Annotated in this window: 13 protein-coding genes; 7 read left to right on the top strand and 6 right to left on the bottom strand. The window is 51.4% G+C overall.

The features are described 5' to 3' along the window. Nucleotides 1-11: 11 nt before the first annotated feature. The 3 genes from PO881_RS20835 to PO881_RS20825 all read right to left on the bottom strand — a co-directional run bounded on the left by PO881_RS20835 (nt 12) and on the right by PO881_RS20825 (nt 3,013). Nucleotides 12-1,133, bottom strand: a complete 1,122-nt coding sequence (locus PO881_RS20835; protein WP_280173240.1) for an alkene reductase — start codon at nt 1,131-1,133, stop codon at nt 12-14. A 101-nt stretch (nt 1,134-1,234) separates the two neighbouring features. Then, nucleotides 1,235-2,008, bottom strand: a complete 774-nt coding sequence (locus tag PO881_RS20830) for an enoyl-CoA hydratase/isomerase family protein (protein WP_110866701.1) — start codon at nt 2,006-2,008, stop codon at nt 1,235-1,237. 123 nt (nt 2,009-2,131) lie between these two features. Next, nucleotides 2,132-3,013 carry a LysR family transcriptional regulator gene (locus PO881_RS20825; RefSeq protein WP_280173239.1) on the bottom strand — a complete coding sequence of 294 codons (882 nt, stop codon included), beginning with the start codon at nt 3,011-3,013 and terminating at the stop codon, nt 2,132-2,134. 123 nt (nt 3,014-3,136) lie between these two features. Between PO881_RS20825 and PO881_RS20820 the strand changes: the two genes are divergently transcribed. The 4 genes from PO881_RS20820 to PO881_RS20805 all read left to right on the top strand — a co-directional run bounded on the left by PO881_RS20820 (nt 3,137) and on the right by PO881_RS20805 (nt 8,466). Continuing rightward, a complete protein-coding gene (locus tag PO881_RS20820) occupies nt 3,137-3,769 on the top strand; it encodes a glutathione S-transferase family protein (RefSeq protein ID WP_280173238.1) in 633 nt (210 codons plus the stop codon). 81 nt (nt 3,770-3,850) lie between these two features. Beyond that, nucleotides 3,851-4,570 (top strand): SDR family oxidoreductase, encoded by a 720-nt coding sequence (locus PO881_RS20815; RefSeq protein ID WP_280173237.1) that lies wholly within the window; start codon nt 3,851-3,853, stop codon nt 4,568-4,570. 548 nt (nt 4,571-5,118) lie between these two features. Continuing rightward, a complete protein-coding gene (locus tag PO881_RS20810) occupies nt 5,119-6,372 on the top strand; it encodes a sensor domain-containing diguanylate cyclase (RefSeq protein ID WP_280173236.1) in 1,254 nt (417 codons plus the stop codon). Between the two features lie 549 nt (nt 6,373-6,921). Further along, nucleotides 6,922-8,466 (top strand): methyl-accepting chemotaxis protein, encoded by a 1,545-nt coding sequence (locus PO881_RS20805; RefSeq protein WP_280173235.1) that lies wholly within the window; start codon nt 6,922-6,924, stop codon nt 8,464-8,466. 361 nt (nt 8,467-8,827) lie between these two features. Here PO881_RS20805 and PO881_RS20800 read toward each other — a convergent pair whose 3' ends face one another. Further along, nucleotides 8,828-11,944, bottom strand: coding sequence for a multidrug efflux RND transporter permease subunit (locus PO881_RS20800; RefSeq protein WP_280173234.1), 3,117 nt, complete (start codon nt 11,942-11,944; stop codon nt 8,828-8,830). A 46-nt stretch (nt 11,945-11,990) separates the two neighbouring features. Next, a complete protein-coding gene (locus PO881_RS20795; RefSeq protein ID WP_110866708.1) occupies nt 11,991-12,881 on the bottom strand; it encodes an ABC transporter six-transmembrane domain-containing protein in 891 nt (296 codons plus the stop codon). Between the two features lie 86 nt (nt 12,882-12,967). Between PO881_RS20795 and PO881_RS20790 the strand changes: the two genes are divergently transcribed. Together PO881_RS20790 and PO881_RS20785 are read left to right on the top strand one after the other, a co-directional pair. Then, the gene (locus PO881_RS20790) at nt 12,968-13,549 is read left to right on the top strand and encodes a TetR/AcrR family transcriptional regulator (protein ID WP_280173233.1); all 582 of its coding nucleotides are present in this window, start codon (nt 12,968-12,970) and stop codon (nt 13,547-13,549) included. Nucleotides 13,550-14,013: 464 nt separating this feature from the next. Beyond that, the gene (locus PO881_RS20785; RefSeq protein ID WP_277975106.1) at nt 14,014-15,183 is read left to right on the top strand and encodes an ROK family transcriptional regulator; all 1,170 of its coding nucleotides are present in this window, start codon (nt 14,014-14,016) and stop codon (nt 15,181-15,183) included. A gap of 8 nt (nt 15,184-15,191) precedes the next feature. Here the strand turns inward: PO881_RS20785 and PO881_RS20780 are convergent, their stop codons facing one another. Next, nucleotides 15,192-16,619: an amino acid permease gene (locus tag PO881_RS20780; protein ID WP_277975105.1), complete on the bottom strand. Its 1,428-nt coding sequence runs from the start codon at nt 16,617-16,619 to the stop codon at nt 15,192-15,194. Between the two features lie 492 nt (nt 16,620-17,111). Between PO881_RS20780 and PO881_RS20775 the strand changes: the two genes are divergently transcribed. After that, on the top strand, nt 17,112-18,386 hold the full coding sequence (locus PO881_RS20775; RefSeq protein WP_101761061.1) for a Glu/Leu/Phe/Val dehydrogenase: 1,275 nt from the start codon (nt 17,112-17,114) through the stop codon (nt 18,384-18,386). Nucleotides 18,387-18,458: the final 72 nt, after the last annotated feature.

The raw sequence follows: 18,458 nt of genomic DNA, 5'->3' as shown, positions 1-18,458 counted from the left end.
CAAACCACCCTTTACAGCGGTAAAGGGGAATAAGCAGGAAAATCGGTATAACCTCGCGCGTCCCCGCCAAAGAAGGTGTCGCGGTTAAATGCGGTCAATGGGAATGCATGGCGAATACGCTCTGGCAAGTCGGGGTTTGAAGTGAAAAGGCGACCAAAGGCGATTAGATCAGCGTCACCCTGTTGCAGCATACTTTCTGCATCATCCGGCTTGAAACCGCCTGCCGCAATAATGGTTCCCTGATAAAAAGCACGCAAATCTCGGCTTGCGACCGGTTCGGAATAATGTCCTGACTCCCTGTCATCTGGACCGACGATACGGGGTTCAATAATGTGCAAATAGGCCAGCTCTAACGGGTTCAATTGCTCGACCAGATAGCGGAAAGTCGCCGTGGGATTACTGTCATGCATATCGCCATAGATACCGCTCGGAGAAATACGTAAGGCAACGCGTCCCGGCCCCCACACAGCATTGAGTGTTTCCACTGACTCCAGCAAAAAACGCGCACGGTTTTCAAGGCTGCCACCGTAGTTATCAGTGCGCTGATTGCTGCCATCCAGCAGAAACTGTTCAGGTAAATAGCCATTGGCTGCATGCAACTCGACACCATCAAATCCAGCGGCTTTGGCTCGAAGGGCGGCCTGTCGCAGCTCATCCATAAGACCTTTTATCTCACTCGTTTCTAATGCACGGGGCTCAGGAAAAAGTTTGCCCTCATACGCGCCCTGGGGATTTTTAACCACGCCATAGGTATCTCTGGCGATCAGCGCAGAAGGGGCGATGGGTTGGCGGCCTGCTGACAATTCAGGCAGCGACTGGCGGCCCGGATGCCAAAGCTGAAGTACGATTTGACTGCCACGAGCATGTACCGCCTCGACTAATCGTTGCCAGCCCGACTGTTGTTCATCAGTAAAAATACCCGGAGCATCTTCATAAGCGTTAGCAAAGGGAGACACAGCTGTTGCTTCAGCGATAAGTAGTCCTCCCTGACTTGCACGCTGGCGATAGTATTCAATCATTAATTCGCCCGGGATACCGCCCTTTACGGTTCGCATGCGCGTGGTGGGCGCCATCACCACGCGGTGACTCAGCTGTAATTTTCCAGCAGAAACAGGTAACAGTAACGTCTTCATAATATTCCCCTCGCAATGAGGAAGAGCTCCTGTTCACAGGGAGTTCCTCGTTATGGTCATTATCAAGTTCAGTGGTTTACTTTATCGGTGGTGGCTAGCCATCAGGCCTGTTGCTGAGCCATGGTGTGTACAACCTGGGCCGCGCTTATTCCCTCAAGGGCCAGACCATAACCAATGCCTTCTTCTAACAGTCGTTTCAGGCGTTGAGTCAGTGCAATACGGGTATAACGCGAGGTCAGCGGCGGAAGGGCGGCAATACCATCAGCAATTTCATGTGCACGAGCAAGGAGGTTATCTGCGGGAACAATTTCGTTCACTACCCCCCACTCTTTCGCCGTCTGCGCATCAAGCACCTGACGGGTAAGCAGGAAGTAACGACCGCGGATTGAGCCGATGACTTCTGGCCACAAAATGTGAACGCCATCGCCGGGAACAATACCGAATTCGAAATGGGGTTTATCCTGGAAAACCGTCTCTGGAGTTGCCAGTACGATATCGGTCAGCAAGGCATATTCGCTGTGAAGCAGCACCGGGCCATTTAACGCGGTGATCATCGGGACTTCGATATCCAGAATGTTGCTGAGCACCTTTTTGCCTTCACGCAGGATTTTGTCGAAACCGAGCGGACTGAAGAAATCGAACCCTTCCGGGCTGATGGCGTCCATAAAGGCATCACCTGAGCCGGTTAGGATCACAGCGCGGTTTTCACGGTCTTCGCCGATGGCGTGAAAAAGGGAAACAAACTGTTCGTGGGTGTGGCCATCAAAAACCAGCTTTTCACCGGCTGTGTGGAACTGGACTTCCAGTACGCCATTGGGTTTGCGCGTCAGGCGGGCATTGGCAAAGGCATTACGATAAGAGTCAAACGTTGTCATGGAGGCGATCCTTGTTGTTTCCAGCCCGGAGTGGCTGGCCGTGAAACAACACTATTCCATTCCCATTAAAAAGGGATCGCCTCATGATTAGATAACAGCTATTCCCATAAGGAATAGCTGTAGCTATTTTTCCGCCATGATGGTTTCAACAAAGCCGGCGAACTGTCGTGCTTTGGCGCTTGCCAGACGGCCATTAGGGAACACGGCCCACAAATCGATGGATGGCAGCTGCCATGCCGTTAGCACTTTTCTGACCGCGCCGCTTTTAAGTTCCCCTGCAAACATCCAGTCAGAAGCAATGCACAATCCCATATGACTGAGCACGGCAGCGCGCTGACCTTCGGCGGCACTGACTCGAATGCGCCCTCTCAAAGAAATGGGAATAACCGCGTCCTCGCGGGTAAATGACCACAGGCTTGGCCGAGGGTTATAAAGAACGGCATCATGTTCTGCCAGTTCGGCTGGCGTGCTGGGCTCCCCTTTGCTGGCAAGATAGTCTGGCGTGGCGATAACGGATCGTGGACTTGTCGCCAGTTTACGGGCTACGGCAGTAGAGTCGGGCAGGTTTCCCATCCTTAACGACACGTCAACACCTTCGGCAATCAGGTCAATCACCCGGTCATCAAGAATGACGTCCACATCCAATTCGGGGTGTTCCTCAAGAAAACGTGGAAGCTGAGGAATGACATGCAGCCTCGCAAACGTGGTGGCTGCTGAAATGCGTAATTTTCCGGACAGCCCTTTTCCCGCGCCTCTGGCGGCCAGTTCAGCCTCGTCTGCTTCCTGCAAGGCGAGACGCGCCCGCTCGTAAAATCGCTGGCCTGCCTCGGTTGGTGTCAGGCCATGGGTTGAACGGGTCAACAAACTGGTGTGTAAGCGGGCTTCTAGCTGAGCCACAATTTTCGATACGGCAGGTTGACCGATGTTGAGCTGTCTGGCCGCAGCTGAAAAAGACCCTGTATCCACTACGCGAATAAACGTGGCCATAGCCTGAAAGCGATCCATCTCATTCCCCTGAAGAATAGTTGTTATCCCGGCAGGATAACTACTATTCCCGTGACGTGCCAGCCAATATCTTGCACAGCACCTCGGGAATGGCCCGGCGGTAATTTTAACCAGGAAAGGATCATGATAGATATCTATGCATTTGCTACGCCTAACAGCATCAAAGTGCCGATTGCGCTGGAAGAACTCGGTCTTGATTATATTTTACACGCTGTGAATGTGCGTAAAGGAGAGCAGAAATCGGCTGAATTCATCACCCTTAATCCTCACGGCAAAGTCCCGGTGCTTGTCGATACGGATGCCGGTTTCGGGAAGCGGGTGCTGACCGAATCCGCCGCTAATCTGGTTTATCTTGCCGAAAAGAACGGAATACTTTTGCCTGCCGCTGGCCTGGAAAGAGCGCGCGTATTTGAGCAGTTATTTTTTCATGCTTCTGGACTGGGGCCTGCTTTTGGTCAGGCCGGATTCTTTCTACGTCAGGCAGCTGGGCCGCAACCGCTGGCAATGCAACGTTTTTCATCAGAAGCCGACCGTACAGTAAAAGTGCTGGATAGCATCCTTGCCGATCATGAGTTTGTCGCTGGAGAGGCATTTTCGATTGCCGATATCGCGCACTTTGGCTGGTTGTGGCGTCGCGAGTTTGCTGGCGTAAGCCTTGAAAACGCACCGAATGTTACACTATGGTTTGAACAGATGGCGGCACGCCCTGCCGTCAAGCGCGCGATTGAACGCGTTAACGCGCTCGCCTCAGTTTGAGGCGCTGCACTTTAGAATATCTGAGAGATGGTTTTTAACCCTGTTCCGGCGCTCTGTCCCTGAGATCAATAACTGGAGTAAATGATGAAGAAAACATTTCTGATTACCGGTGCCAGTAAGGGCATCGGGCTGGCACTGTCCCATCGGCTTGCCGGTGCGGGGCATCAGGTGGTTGGACTGGCGCGAGGCGCTAACCCACACTTTCCCGGTACCTTAATCAACGCAGATCTGGCAGACGTTGAGCAAACCCGCCAGACCTTTGAATCCTTGAGTCAGCAATTCGTCTTTGACGGGATAGTAAACAACGTCGGGCTGGTAAAGCCACAGCGCCTTGGTGAAATCGATTTAACCCAGTTTGACGATGTGATGCGCGTCAATCTCTTCCCGGCGATACAGGGAACTCAGGCTATTCTGGCTGGAATGAAGGATCGGGGCTGGGGAAGGATCGTCAATATTTCCAGTCTTACCGTGCTGGGCAGCGTTGAGCGGACCGCGTATGCCGCAGCTAAAGCGGCCTTGATTAGTTTCACCCGTAACTGGGCTCTGGAACTCGCTCAGACCGGAATTACCGTGAACGCCGTGGCGCCCGGTCCTACTGAAACCGAACTTTTCAGGGCAAACAATCCGCCAGGAAGTGAGGGTGAGGCGCGCTATCTTGCGGGTGTACCTATGAAACGGTTTGGGCAACCGGTTGAGATCGCTGCAACAATTGCCTTTCTGATGTCGGAGGATGCGGCCTTTATAACAGGACAAACCTTATATGTTGATGGCGGTGCATCGATAGGCAACCTAATTTTTTGATAGGTAAAAATCGAGGCCAGAATCAAATTTTGCCCCTTCAAGTGACTTAATAGCGGCATGCTGTTATGTCCGCTGTTGGCGAGAAGCCGACATGCACACTGCACGATCCACTTTAACCACGAAGCAGGTCATGTGTTTACAGCTCTGAGAGCGTTGAGAAGAAAGCAAAGTATGATGACTCAATACTCACCTATAATTGCCCGACTGAAGACGGAGCGGTGAATATTGCCTATGCATTTTCAGTCGCGCCCACGCGTATGGCATGAGCATCAGATGTCGCTGGATAATACCTGCTCGATAAAAAGCACGAAGCGAAACGCCGTGTCGAGATCGGCAATGTTTAATGCGGGTCACTAAAGATCCTGAACTCATCAGCCGATAAATAGAGATCAGCTTTTGCGGCCCTAAGATGCCTCATAACAGGCTCTGGCAGTGCTGCGATGGAAAGCATGACGTTATCATAATCAGGCACTTTTTCAGCACCTGATGGGTTTTAGCAGCAGAAATAAATGTGTTCAGCATCATCGGCAAACAACGGAATCACCAGCATGAATATCGCGATCAAACCCACACTTTCTGCCGTTTGGTCGACGGATGCACGGGGCATTTGCATTGCCAGCCAGGAAAGCCCTGAAGGCTTATTGCCCCTACTTAAAGGCATAACGCTTTGTGAGTGGCTTAGCCTTGCGCTGGTAGAGGAAGATGCAAAAATCGCGATGCAGCTGACAGCGGCATTAGAGTTTAAGACGCCATTTAATATAGAGGTGCCGATCAAGTGTCTGGATGGAACGATGCGCCATGTGATTGTTTCAGGTCTGCCGGCATGCCAACCAGGTGATTCTCATACACAGTTTAGCGGCTTCGTTTTAGATGTTACCGGACAGCGCAAAGCCCTTCAGGACGCGCTGCGCACGGCGACAGAATATCGTTTGTTGATTGAAAACAGTACTGATCTGATCGCCCACTGTGATGCGGATGGTCGGTACGTTTCGATCTCTCCTTCGTATAGCGAAATGATAGGCTGGTCAGCCGATGAAATAGTGGGCCAGCTGGTGGTGGACTTCCTGCATATCGACGATCAAAAGCCTGCTGCGGCAGTTCTGGCAAATATCTTCAACGGTGCTGAGTTACCAGACGTCGTCGAGGTGCGTAAAAGGCATCGTAACGGTCACTACATTACACTTGGCACTAAGGCCTGCGGCGTAAGCGATCCCTCTACAGGTAAAAATATCGGAGCAGTGCTGGTTTCGCGTGACATCACCCGTGATAAAGAAAAGATGTTGATGCTTGAGCTGCTCGCGACCCGCGACACCTTAACCGGACTGCCAAACCGAGCCTGGATCAACGACAAAGTGCAATCCATGCTTACGCACGTAGAAGATCCTGCGTATACGACTGTCCTGTTTATCGATCTGAATGGATTCAAAGCAGTTAACGATTCGATGGGGCACGCAATAGGGGATATGTTGCTGCAGCAGGTAAGCGAACGGCTACAAAGTTGCATGCGCCAGGGCGACTCGTTAGCACGTCAGGGAGGAGACGAGTTTGTCGTGGCAGCAAAGTGCAGTAGTCATGATGCTGCAGCCGCTATTGCACTGCGCCTCATAGACGGCCTGAAGGGTCCTTTTGCTATCAATGGCGTAGAAGTAAAGATCGGCGCATCGATTGGCATCAGCCTGGCACGATTTGGGACAAAAACGGTAAATACGTTATTTGAAAATGCCGATACAGCGATGTATCAGGCTAAAGCACGACGTGATGGGTCATATCAATTTTTCCAACCTGATACGCTGCCAATGTGAGATTAAGCCAGCCCGTTTCACATGCTCTCTCCGGCGCTCAACTTCTTTTCCATTTAGCATGATCTTCAAGTATGTGATGAAGTTGGCCAGAGGAGGGCATGCCGGTCGCCGTTACCACGGTGAGGACAAAATAGGACAGACTTTCAGTATGATTATGGCGTTTTCTGGTATTACAGGAAGCTGTCGTTTCCTTTTCAATCCAATCTGAGTAATGGTAAGAGCGTAACATAAGTTAAATTTTCTCGAAGTAAGCGTGTTTTTAAAACACGCTTCGTTTTTAAAATAATGTAACTAAAAAAATATAAAATATTTTCCCTAAAATAAAGGTTAATTTAAATTGAGTTATTTACGGGGTTAAATTAATCCAAAGCATTTAAAAATGCCAAATTTAACTTAAGTAATCCGTGATAACTCAAGCAGTTCTTATATTTTCCGTGCGTGATGAATTTGAGTGAAGCCCTTATTAATTTGTCGCGCAGGCAGGGTTAATTTCACTGTCTATAATTCCTCTTCTTCGGCAAAGCATCTTGAACTTTAAGAGAATTATAAATGAAAATATCTACACGTCTGGCTGCGGGTTTCAGTCTGCTCATTATTCTTTTCGTATTGTGCACGGGGATTGCTCTGAACGCATTATGGCAGGCGCGGGATGGGATGGAAGATACGGTCAATAACAAGATGAAGCGCTTTACGCTGGTTCAGGATATGCGGGGAATTGCTCGAGATATGGCCATTGCCGTGCGCAACCTGGCTTTACTGAGCGATCCCGTAGAAATGCAGCCTGAATGGCAAAGATTAATCTCGCAGCAGAAAAATTATATTGAGAAGCGCCGTGAGCTGGTAGATAGCATGAGGTTCAATGTTTCCTCTCACGGGAAGGAGGCTCTTGAAAAAGTCGTTGCCTCTGAGAGCGCCGCGATGGAGACGTTAATGATCGCAGGGCAGATGGGACTCGATAACCGTCAGCAAGAAGCAACGGTTTACCTCATGAAAACGGCGCGACCGGCGCAACAGGCATTAATGGGATCGCTGGATGCGCTAACAAACATCGAAATGACACTCAGCAAGGATACGATGGCTGAGAATAGTGCATCCACGACACGTACAGCGTTTATTTTATTAATAATGGCGGCGCTCTCGGTGATTATTTCTGTGGTGACCGGTTATTTAATCGTACGTGTACTGATGCGTCAGCTAGGCGGCGAGCCCGCCCAGGCACAGGCACTTGCGGCAGCCATCGCCGCGGGGAATCTGACAACCTCAATAACCTTGCGCCGTAACGATAAGCACAGCCTACTGGCATCGTTAGATCGTATGCAGGAGAGTCTACGTGGACTGGTATCACAAATTAAAGACTCGGCTGGATCCGTTGCTTTAGCCGCGGATGAGATATCAAAAGGCAACACTGAACTTTCATCCCGTACTGAACAGCAGGCCGCTGCGCTTCAGGAAACGGCCGCGAGTATGGAGCAACTCACGGCAACGGTGAAAAGTAATACTGCAGGTGCACAGCAGACGGCACAAGTTGCACGTGGGACAGCAGAGCTGGCGCGAGCTGGTGAGGCGGATGTGCAGAAAATGTCGGATACGATGAACGAGATTTCTCTCAGCGCGACAAAAGTGAGGGATATTACTTCCGTCATTGAAAGCATTGCCTTCCAGACCAATATTCTTGCACTCAATGCCGCCGTTGAAGCTGCTCGCGCCGGTGAAGAAGGAAGGGGATTTGCCGTGGTTGCCGGTGAAGTCAGAACGTTAGCACAACGAAGTGCGACTGCTGCACGGGATATCAAACAACTCATTGAGCAGGCCGTAGGGCAGGTGGAAAGTGGTGTGAACGTGGCGACAGGAACCGGGCAGAGCATCATGAAAATAGTCAGCATGGTAGGTGAGCTTGCGGATGCGATGGACGAGATATCTCTGGCTTCTTCTGAACAAATGCAGGGAATTTCACAGGTCAGCATTGCCGTCAGCCAAATGGATGGCGTAACGCAGAACAATGCTGCATTGGTTGAAGAGTCCTCCTCTGCGTCGCAAGAGCTTTCTGCTCAGGCACATGCGTTGCGAGGCATGGTTGAAGCGTTCCAGGTTTAATATTTTCATTTACATTGGGGCTCTTCTTTAATCTGGGCCCCGCATTGTTTGATTTCTTTTCGTTCGACTCCGTGTGAAAACAGCCTCAGGCAAGCTTACTCTGTGGCTCTTCCTGTTAAGGATGGGTCGCTGAGATGGCGCTAAATACCTCGTCAGTGACGATGGCCGGGTATTACCGCAATATGAACTGCTCAGTTAACAATAAACACGATGCCAACAATGTCCGCTCCTGCCATAGTGGACGCTGTGCATGACAGCGTCCCCTATGAGCGAAAAGTGGGTCTTCGCGTTTAAAGCAGGGTTTATTAACATTGTCGATGGATGGCAATGCAATCAACTCAGGATTGCCTGGGCTTAGCATTCAGCCTTTATTTACCCTTTTCAGCAAGCCGCTAAGCTTTTGCACAGCCGATGTGATAATCACAAAAAATACGGGCACAAAGAAGATGGCCAGCAGCGTACCGCTAAGCATCCCGCCGAACACGCCTGTGCCAATCGCATTCTGGGTGCTCTTACTGGCACCGTTTGCCATCATCAGGGGAACCACACCAAGAGTAAAAGCCAGTGACGTCATGATAATTGGCCGCAGGCGTAGTCGGGCTGCTTGCTTCGTTGCCTCAAGCAGCGGCTCACCCTGCGCATAAAGTTGTCGCGCAAACTCTACAATGAGGATGGCGTTTTTGGTTGAAAGTCCGATTAGTGTGATCATACCGACTTTGAAAAAAACATCGTTAGACATACCTGCGAGAAATACCGCCAGTAGAGCGCCAGCCATACCCAGCGGAACGACAAGTATTACTGAAAGCGGTACTGTCCAGCTCTCATACAGCGCGGCAAGCACCAGGAAAACAATAAGAACGGATAAGGCGATCAACAGCGGCATTTGAGCCGCTGAGCTACGTTCCTGCAGCGAGGTGCCAGTCCACTCAGTGTAATAGCCTGCTGGAAGAGAAGCGGCAAGTCGGTCCATTTCAGCCATCGCTGCCCCGCTGGAGTAACCAGCAGCGGCGCTGCCAGTGATTTTAATCGCCGGATAGCCCTGATAACGACTGAGCTGCTGCGGCGACTGGGTCCAGTCCGTCGAGATAAAGGCCGACAGCGGCACCATCTCACCCGAGGCATTCCTAACGTAAAGCTTGAGTAAATCTGCCAGCTGCATACGGTAACGGGAGTCCGCCTGCACAATAACCTGTTGTACTCGCCCGTTATCTACGTAGTCATTGACGTAGTTTGAGCCAATCGCGACTGACAGCATCTGATTAATGTCGTCAAAGCTGACGCCCATTGCCTGCGCTTTTTCTCTGTCTACCTCAAGAGTGGCACTTACACCCGCAGGTAAACCCTCAATGTAGACATCACTGACCACGCCACTGTTATTGGCTTTCTCCGTTAGCTCTGAGGCTGTCTGCAACAATGCTGTAAAACCGCGGCCGGCACGATCTTCGAGGTAGAGGTCAAAACCCGATGAAGTCCCCATATCAGAAATCGCGGGCGGCATCAGGCTCATTACCGTGGCGGCGGGATCGTCATTCATCTTCGTCTGGACAAATTTTGCTTCACCATCAGCGGTCGCGCCTTGCCGTTCGCCCCATTCTTTCAGGGTGGTAAAGGCCATCGCGGTGTTCGGACCGGATCCGGAAAAACCAAAGCCAAAAATGGAGATATTACTGGCAATGCCGGGCCTTTCCATGATCGCTTTTTCAAGCCGATCAACCACATGACGGGTTCTCTCTTGTGTGGCATCTGACGGCAACTGGATCGACGTCATAAAGTAGCCCTGATCGTCTTCAGGGATAAAGGATGAAGGCAGCGCCAGATAGGCAGCAAAAATCACCGCACTCAGCATGGCATAAATCAGCATGACGCGGCCACCACGGCGCAGCGTGACGTGCAATGCCCGCTCATAGCTTGTCGTTAGGGCACTGAAGCGGCGGTTAAACACGCCTGCAAAGCCTTTCTTTTCTACGCCGTGCTGCGCAATCGGCTTCAGCAGGGAAGCACACAGTGCAGGGGTCATCGTCAGCGCAAGAAAAGCCGAGACCAAAATGGAAACAGCCATCGAAAGTGTGAACTGCCGATAGATGACGCCAACCGAGCCGGTGGCGAATCCCATGGGAATAAATACGGCGGTAAGCACCAGCGTAATACCGATAATCGCTGGCGTAATCTCGCGCATTGACTTACGTGTTGCTTCTTTTGGCGACAGGCCTTTTTCAGCCATCAGGCGCTCAACGCTCTCCACTACCACAATCGCATCGTCAACAATGATGCCGATAGCCAGCACCATGCCAAACATGGTCAGCACATTAATGGAAAACCCGCTCATCAGCATTACAGTAAAAGTGCCGAGCAGCGCCACCGGCGCGACAATTGCCGGAATAAAGGTATAGCGCAGATTCTGCAGAAATAGCAGCATCACCAGGAATACCAGCACCATGGCTTCAATAAAAGTGTGGATGACTTTCTCAATCGACAGCTTCACAAACGGCGCGGTATCAAACGGCACCGAGAACGCCATGCCCTGCGGCAGCACCGTTGAGAGTTCATTTAGCCGAGAACGCACGCCCTCTGCCGTGCTGACGGCATTGGCACCCGGCATCAGCTGGATCGCTGCGGCAGTAGCCGGATGGCCGTTTTCACGAATCGCGTACGCGTAGCTCTGCAGACCCTGTTCCACGCGCGCCACGTCAGCCAGCCGGACGCGCGAACCGTTACTTAGCGCCTTAAGCGTAATGTTGCGGAACTCTTCCTCAGAACTGAGCTGCCCGCGTACGTTAAGCGGGTAGGTCACCGCTTGTCCGGGCTGCGCCGGTTCATCGCCGATTCTGCCCGGCGAGACCTGGGCGTTCTGCTGGCTCAGCGCGGTGGTAACGTCGCTGACCGAGAGCTTATAGTTAAATAGTTTGACCGGGTCCAGCCATACGCGCATTGCTTTCTCAGCGCCGAACAGCTGTACTTTGCCAACGCCTGGCACGCGACGTAGTTCCTCAGAAACGTTACGCGCAAAATAGTCGCTTAGGTCCTGTTCGCTGAATCGACCCGAGGGCGAGCGCAACCCGACGATCATCAGAAATCCCGCGTTGGCCGCCTCCACGTTCAGACCGTTCTGACGTACGGTCTGAGGCAGCCGGGATTCAACCACCTTGATTTTGTTCTGCACATCAACCTGAGCGAGCTTGATGTCCGTTCCGGGGTTAAAGGTCACTGTAATGCTGGCAGTGCCTGACGTATCACTTGAAGACTCGAAGTAGAGGATGTCGTCAACGCTGGAGATTTCTCTCTCGATCAACGAGATGACCGACTCATTCATCGTTTCTGGCGTGGCGCCGGGATAGGTCACCGTAATGCTGACGCTCGGAGGAGCCACAGCGGGGTACTGCGCCACGGGCAACTGCGGAATGGCAATTATGCCTGCCAGTACAATAAACAGGGCGATAACCCATGCAAAAACAGGCCTTTCAATAAAAAATTGCGGCATCGGAATATCCGGGAATAAGCAGTAAAATTTGCAGTGTGCGTTAGGATCAGATTTGTTCCGTATGGACGCGGCGGCCGATATCACTCAGCTGGGAGTATTTCTCCAGCAGTTGAGGGCCATTATCCAGGCTGGTAGCGAACATCCACATATAGGTCATGACCGAATAAATGTGCCCGGCACTGATCCCCGTTGTCTGCGTCATCCAGATAATGGTCAGACTAAATAGCATGGCGACAAGCACGCCGATTGACAGATATCCCATTGCTTCGCGATCGGAGAGGCGTATGCGTAATCTGGCGAGCGTGGAGTAATGTCGCTGTAAAGATAACGATGTCGCCCTGCTAACAAAATCAACCTCTTTTTCCAGCCGATTATTGAGTTTGTTATAGAGCACTTCATTTTTACGGGCAAAACCAGGCAGGAAACAGGCCAGTAAAGCCAGGATGACCAAACAGGCAATACCCGCCCAGAATTCGATAATCAGCAACATTACTGCGGCACCCATCATCGAAAACAGCGAAGTGATGAGCATAGGAAAGTGCAGTTCAAAAAAATCAACAAACTCTCTCGACAACACAACCCGTGCTGCAACGGTTGAATGATTAAAGTTATTTTTACGTTGAGTCTTAATCACGGATACCGCCAGGGCCGCATAAATCCTGGCAAAAGTGCGGGTATCAACGCTTCTGCGCGCTGCACCCAGACACCAGATAAATAAGATCAATACGCCATAGAGCATCGCATTTATCGTCTGCCCGGACATGATGGCGTTTATGGAGACGCCAGCCAGGATCGGATACAACAGATAAGTGACGTTTTCGGCAACGACCAATAAAAAAGTAAAGAACAGCTTTTTGCGGTAGCGGTTAGCCAGTGATTTCAGCGTGCCGGAGGCGCTTGTGGTCGGGGAGATAGCCTTTATATTTTCAGTGTTCATGAGTGGTACTTCTGTTAAAATAGAGCAAGTGCTCAATAATGTTATATGTTATTTGAGCAATTGCTCAAAGTCAACTGAGGTAAGAGATGAACGCTAAATCTGAGCTAATGAAAGAGAAAATTCTTAATGCGGTTATTGAGTTATTTACAGAGAAGGGTATTGATAAGGTTAAAACGCGAGATGTTACAGAGTATCTGGGCCTGTCACGAAGCCATATTTACCATTATTTTAAAGACTGGCAGTCGCTGAGTCTTGCGGCAGTAACAAGTTTTATCAATGCAGAAATCAAGGAATTTCGTTTCATTATTCAGCCTTTATCCGCCAGGCAAAAATTGCAGGAATTTATTAACGGGATGATTACCGATGCCCCCGACCCGACCCGTAAATTATATGGTTCCTTATGGTTACTCTCTACTCATGACGAAGCTTACGCGAGTCTGATGCAAACCTTTCTGGATGAGTGGCATGAGGTGCTGGCAAACATTATACAGACAGGCATGGACGAGCAGTCGTTCCGAATTGTTGATGTGCACCGCGTAGCGCGCCAGTTGGATGCAATGCTGTTTGGTTATAGTGAGCAGATTTTAACCCTGCCATCTAGAGGCTTAGTAGAGCAGGCGAAGGAAGATATCAACGATTTTATCCATAGAAACATACTGACATGCTGATAAAACATTAATTTAGCGTGACGGCTCTGAACTGCAAGGGTGGAGCGGTCAAGACTTAGGGGCGGCAGAAGCGTTTTGCTTCAACTCTGTCTCCTGCAAGCCCCCCGGATGAATATGTTTAAATTATGAAGTGGGCTATTAAACGGAAAAATAGCTGTACCAGCAACATCCACTGCTGGGACTAACCAAATACAAATACAGAGCCATGCCCGTTCATCATTTATTTCAGACGACAACTCATTCATTCGTAACAGGCGCGGTTTTCGCATCGTTGTTAACCGGCCTGGTAGCCGTGGCAGGTTGGCTTTTTATCAAATAACCGTTGAGACGGTCACCAAAGATTAAAATTGTCGAAATCCCCGCCTCAACCATTCACCTGCCCGAAAGGGTTGTAAAATGTGTGTGCGATCAGAGATATTGATGCGGCTATTCGCAGCGCAGGTGACGAAAGGGAAGGGAGCAAGGTGAAAACGTCGGGAACCAATCTGGAACACGCACGGGCGCACAATCGCCGCGTGATCATTGAAGCCATTCGTCTGCACGGCGAATTGACCCGCGCCGAGCTGGCTCGTCTCACCGCGCTGACGCCGCAAACCGTGTCAAATATTGTGGCAGAGCTGGAGCAGGCCGAACTGCTCACCAGCCGTGCGCCGCGCAAACAAGGACGCGGGCAACCGGCAATTCCGGTGACGCTTAATCCCGCCAGCGCCTTTTCGATCGGCATCCATCTTGATCACCAAACGCTGCTGATTGTGCTGGTGGATCTCACCGGCGAAATTCATTTTCGCCGCCTGATTCTGGTACAAAAACCCCAGCCGGATGCCACATTAGCGCGCATCGCCGACGTGCTCAGCGAAATTAAAACGCAGCTGGGCGATCGCTGGCAGAAAGTGCTGGGCATTGGCGTGGTGATGCCCGGTCCGTTTGGTGTTGAGGGCATCTCGTCAATGGGGCCGACCACGCTGCACGGCTGGGAACAGGTGAATATCGAAGCCAAACTCGCCGCGATGAGCGGCGTGCCGGTGACGTTGGAAAACGATGCCACGGTGGCAGCAATTGGTGAGCGCTTTCATGGCGTCGCGCGTCAGCTCAATTCGTTTGTCTATCTCTACATCGGCACCGGTTTGGGCGCTGGCATCATCATGGATGGGCACGTCTATAGCGGCCATGCGCATAACGCCGGCGAAGTCGGGCATGTGGTGGTGGAGCCGGGCGGACGCGAATGTTACTGCGGCAACCACGGCTGTTTAGAACGCTATGTTTCACTGCAGGCGGCGTACGAGTTTTGCGGGCTCGATCCGATGACCGCTTTGCCGGAAGATTTGCTGGAAGTCGATCCGGCGCTGTTCGATAAATGGATCGATAGCGTGTTAACGCCGCTGCGTCAGGCGATTAACCTGCTGGAATGCATCTTCGATGCCGAAAGCGTGATAATCGGCGGCATGATGCCTGCGGTGCTGCTGGATAAAATCATGCGTCGACTGCCGCCGCTCTATCAGTCAGTGCGCGGTCGCTACCTCACCGGAACACGCGTAAAGATCGGTATGACCGGCAGCGATACCGCCGCGCTGGGTGCCGCCGCGCTGCCGATTTTCGACGAGTTCAATCCACAGTTTAACGTGTTGATGAAGTAGCGGCCTAATCATGCCGCTACCTTCACTGCCGTTTTCCGCTTCTCCTTCATCTTCCAGCAAAGCCACAGCGCAATGAACCACACCGGCGAAGCGGCTAGCGCGGCGAGCGTGTCGGAATCAAATATCATGATCACTACCGAAAACAGGAAGAACATCAGCGTCGCCCACGCCATCATCCTGCCGCCGGGCATCTTAAATTTGGATTTTTGATGCAGATCCGGACGCTGCCGGCGGTACACCAGATAAGAGACCAGAATCATACCCCAGCAATAGATCACCAGAATGGCGGCCAGCGTCGAAACGATGGTGAACAGTGTTGTCACATTCGGCACCAGGAACAGCAGCAAGGTGCCGCTCAGCATGCAGAAGCAGGAGAACAGCAGGCTGCGCAGCGGGATACGCGTGGTGCGTGAAAGAATACGAAACTGCCAGTGCGCATGCTTCTCGATCGATAAGCCGTATAACATGCGGGTGCTGGAGTAGACGCCGCTATTGGCGGAAGACATCGCCGAGGTGAGTGCGACGAAATTAATGATCGCTGCCGCCGCAGGCAAGCCGGCTTTGGCAAACAGCGTCACGAACGGGCTGGTATCCGGCGATACCCCTTGCCAGGACGTCACCGCGATGATCACCATCATCGAGAGCAAGTAGAAAATCACAATCCGCAGCGGCAGAGAGTTGATCGCGCGCGGCAAAATTTTCTCGGGATCGCGCGTTTCTGCCGTCATGGTGCCGAGCAGCTCAATGCCGGTGTAAGAGAAAATCGCGATCTGAAAACCAGCCAGAAAACCGGTGATGCCATGCGGCATGAACACCGCAGGATCGGTGAGGTTGTGCACCGAGGCTTTAACGCCATCCGGCGAGGTCCAGCCGGTAAATACCATCCATCCGCCGGTGATGATCAGCGCGATGATGGTGATCACTTTGATCAGCGCAAACCAGAATTCAGCTTCACCAAAAGCCTTCACCGACAACATGTTAAACAGACACAAAATACCGAGGGTAAATAACGCGGGTATCCACGCCGACATTTCCGGGAACCAATACTGCATATACGCGCCGCATACCACCACATCGGCGATGCAGGTCACCACCCAACTTAGCCAGTACGACCAACCGAGAAAGAAGCTGGCTTTGGGGCCGAGATAATCACTGACAAAATCGGCAAACGAGCGATAGTCGAGCCGACTAAGCAGCACTTCCCCCATTGCCCGCATCACCATATAGCTAAAAAAACCCACCAATAGGTAGATGATTAATATCGAGGTTCCGGCTACCGCAATATTGCGTCCCGCGCCCATAAACAGCCCGGTACCGATCGATCCGCCCAGCGCGATCATCTGAATATGGCGTTCGCTCAGCCCTCGCTGCAGTTTTTGCGGGGCGTCGTGAGCCCGAGCAGGCTGAATCTGCCCTTGTGTAGGTTTGTTAGACACAATGATTCCTTCAGTCTGGCGAAAAGACGCATGACGATGCCTGCCCGCAAGCATCAATGGCAAATATGGGTTGAACCTTAAAGAGGCACGTTTAAATAGATGAAAGAAAAACGAAATTAATAAAACGCTAATTCATGATGGAGGTTTCCAGCTGGGTTTTACTCATCGTGGTGGCGAGTGTTAACAAAGTCAATGCGGAAAAATAACAGTTTATTCACTTTTTGATGACCATCAAAGAACTGAAAAATAGGGATAAAATCAAAATTTATGCAATTAAGTGCATAATTAATGCATGGATATGCGCCATATGTGGCTCTTTTTTAATGCTTAGTTATTCATTTATTCAGGCATTTTTGTGTCGAAAAAGTTAAACCCCTCTTATTTGGCCTGACCCGCTTGTCTGAAAAGGTGTTAAATTACTTTCCGTCTAGTGCAATGCATTACCTTTCCACGTCTTTTCAATATAAATAACTCTGAACCTACAGGCTTCTCATGGAAAAGTTATCTTACGCTTCTGAAAGCAGTACATCTCCCTGGACTACCTACCTGAGCCAAATTGACCGTGTTGCGCCTCATCTTGGTGAATTGTCTCGCTGGATAGAAACCCTGCGTCACCCCAAAAGAGCACTGATTGTCGACATCCCGGTGCAGATGGATGACGGCTCGATTCGCCACTTCGAAGGCTATCGCGTACAGCACAATCTCTCACGCGGGCCGGGCAAAGGGGGCGTGCGTTACCATCCTGCTGTCGATTTGAATGAAGTGATGGCGCTATCCGCCTGGATGACCATCAAGTGTGCGGCGGTTAACCTGCCTTATGGCGGCGCCAAAGGCGGCATCCGTGTCGATCCGCACTCGCTGTCTGAAGGTGAACTGGAGCGATTAACCCGCCGTTACACCAGCGAAATCGGCTTGATTATTGGCCCGCAGAAAGATATTCCCGCACCCGATGTCGGCACTAATGGCAAAGTGATGGCGTGGATGATGGATACCTACTCCATGAATCACGGCACCACCATCACCGGTGTGGTCACCGGTAAACCGATCCATCTTGGCGGCTCGTTAGGGCGTGAGAAAGCGACGGGGCGTGGCGTATTTATTACCGGTCGGGAAGTGGCACAACGCTCCAATATCACCATTGAAGGCGCACGCGTGGCGCTGCAGGGCTTTGGCAATGTCGGTAGCGAAGCCGCGCGTCTGTTCGCCGAAGCCGGTGCGCGTGTGGTGGTGATTCAGGATCACACCGCAACCTTATTCAACGAAGGCGGTATTGATTTAGCCGCGTTGACTGCATGGCAGATCGAACATAAACAGATTGCCGGTTTCCCTGGCGCGCGTGAGATCGACAGAGAGCAGTTCTGGACCACCGCCATGGATATTCTGATCCCGGCGGCGCTGGAAGGACAAATTACCCGCGAGCGCGCAGAAGTTATTAGTGCCAAACTGGTACTGGAAGGGGCAAACGGCCCAACTTATCCGGATGCAGATGATATGCTCGCGAGTCGCGGCGTGCAGGTGGTGCCAGACGTAATCTGTAACGCTGGCGGGGTAACGGTGAGTTACTTCGAATGGGTGCAGGATATGGCGAGTTTCTTCTGGAGCGAAGATGAGATTAACCAGCGTATGGACCGCATCATGACCGAAGCCATGGTTCACGTTTGGGACAAGGCCGCCGAAAAGCGCTGCTCGCTGCGCACTGCCGCTTATATCGTTGCCTGCGAACGTATTTTACTGGCACGTAAAGATCGCGGTATTTATCCGGGCTAATTAATTATATTTTAAGTTTATTTAAATCAAAGGATAAACGCCTTCGTAGTGGGCAGAGGGCGTTTATATTCG

Origin of the sequence: Pantoea sp. SS70, assembly GCF_029866845.1 — a bacterium.
Classification (GTDB): domain Bacteria; phylum Pseudomonadota; class Gammaproteobacteria; order Enterobacterales; family Enterobacteriaceae; genus Pantoea; species Pantoea leporis.
Note: the sequence above shows the minus strand (reverse complement) of the source record. Positions and strands in the feature narration are given on the sequence as shown.

Excerpts from the sequence above, each read along its gene's own strand:
- PO881_RS20815 (WP_280173237.1), top strand. The coding sequence starts at position 3,851 with ATGATGAAGAAAACATTTCTGATTACCGGTGCCAGTAAGGGCATCGGG.
- PO881_RS20790 (WP_280173233.1), top strand. The coding sequence starts at position 12,968 with ATGAACGCTAAATCTGAGCTAATGAAAGAGAAAATTCTTAATGCGGTT.
- PO881_RS20820 (WP_280173238.1), top strand. The coding sequence starts at position 3,137 with ATGATAGATATCTATGCATTTGCTACGCCTAACAGCATCAAAGTGCCG.
- PO881_RS20835 (WP_280173240.1), bottom strand. The coding sequence starts at position 1,133 with ATGAAGACGTTACTGTTACCTGTTTCTGCTGGAAAATTACAGCTGAGT.
- PO881_RS20830 (WP_110866701.1), bottom strand. The coding sequence starts at position 2,008 with ATGACAACGTTTGACTCTTATCGTAATGCCTTTGCCAATGCCCGCCTG.
- PO881_RS20775 (WP_101761061.1), top strand. The coding sequence starts at position 17,112 with ATGGAAAAGTTATCTTACGCTTCTGAAAGCAGTACATCTCCCTGGACT.
- PO881_RS20825 (WP_280173239.1), bottom strand. The coding sequence starts at position 3,013 with ATGGATCGCTTTCAGGCTATGGCCACGTTTATTCGCGTAGTGGATACA.
- PO881_RS20810 (WP_280173236.1), top strand. The coding sequence starts at position 5,119 with ATGAATATCGCGATCAAACCCACACTTTCTGCCGTTTGGTCGACGGAT.
- PO881_RS20795 (WP_110866708.1), bottom strand. The coding sequence starts at position 12,881 with ATGAACACTGAAAATATAAAGGCTATCTCCCCGACCACAAGCGCCTCC.
- PO881_RS20805 (WP_280173235.1), top strand. The coding sequence starts at position 6,922 with ATGAAAATATCTACACGTCTGGCTGCGGGTTTCAGTCTGCTCATTATT.
- PO881_RS20800 (WP_280173234.1), bottom strand. The coding sequence starts at position 11,944 with ATGCCGCAATTTTTTATTGAAAGGCCTGTTTTTGCATGGGTTATCGCC.